Here is a 737-nt window from a genome sequence, read left to right as displayed (position 1 = left end):
CTCGATGCTGCTGCTGAGCATGCGCCGGGCCCTGGCGACCTCGCTCGGATCGACCAGCATCGACACGGGCTCGAACTCGGCGACGGCGTGGGCGACGGCGGTCCAGGTGGCGTAGCCCTCCTCGCGGGCGGCGTCGGTGTCACCGAGGGTCTCGCCCTCCGCGGGGAACGCCATCCAGGTGCGCTCGTGACGTGCGGTCTCGGTGGGCATGCGCCAGCTCATCGTGATCTCCTCGCTGCTGCCGGTTCGTCTATTGAACATGCGATCAACAGGTGTTACGGTAACCCCTGATGAAGACCACGTCAACAGGTACGTCCACTCGGCGGATGTCGCCGGAGGAGCGCGATCAGTCGATCCTCGACGGTGCGATCGGCCTTGCCCGCGAGAGCGGACTCGAGAGCCTCACCGTCCGCGCGGTCGCGGCTCGCGTCGGGGTCACCCCCGCACTCGTGGCGCACTACCGGCCGGGGATGGACACCTTCGTCGCCGACGTCTTCGGGCTGATCGTGGCGGCCGAGCGCGAAGAGGTGATCGCCGCGTTCGACGACACCGACGACCTGCGCGAGAGCCTGCTGCGACTCATCGAGACGCTCCTCGATGCCGACCGCGACGACGTCACCCTCATCTGGGTGCAGGCCTGGGCGCTCGGAGCCCGGAACGATGCGCTCGCCGCGCGCGTGCGGCAGGAGATGGACGGGTGGCAGAGTGCGCTCGAGCAGATCTTCGCCCGTGCCGCT

2 protein-coding genes are annotated in these 737 nt (G+C 69.1%); one reads left to right on the top strand and one right to left on the bottom strand.

All coding sequences use genetic code 11. The features are described 5' to 3' along the window. The coding region (locus KZA10_RS16720) for an agmatine deiminase family protein (RefSeq protein WP_218683463.1) at positions 1 to 222 on the bottom strand (222 nt) is incomplete at its 3' end. Between the two features lie 104 nt (positions 223 to 326). On the opposite strand from KZA10_RS16720, the gene KZA10_RS16715 reads away from it, so the two are divergent. Then, positions 327 to 737 (top strand): TetR/AcrR family transcriptional regulator (locus tag KZA10_RS16715; RefSeq protein WP_218683462.1); only part of this gene is annotated, 411 nt, incomplete at its 3' end.

This window comes from Microbacterium sp. BF1, from assembly GCF_019279095.1.
Lineage (GTDB): Bacteria > Actinomycetota > Actinomycetes > Actinomycetales > Microbacteriaceae > Microbacterium > Microbacterium maritypicum.
Note: the sequence above shows the minus strand (reverse complement) of the source record. Positions and strands in the feature narration are given on the sequence as shown.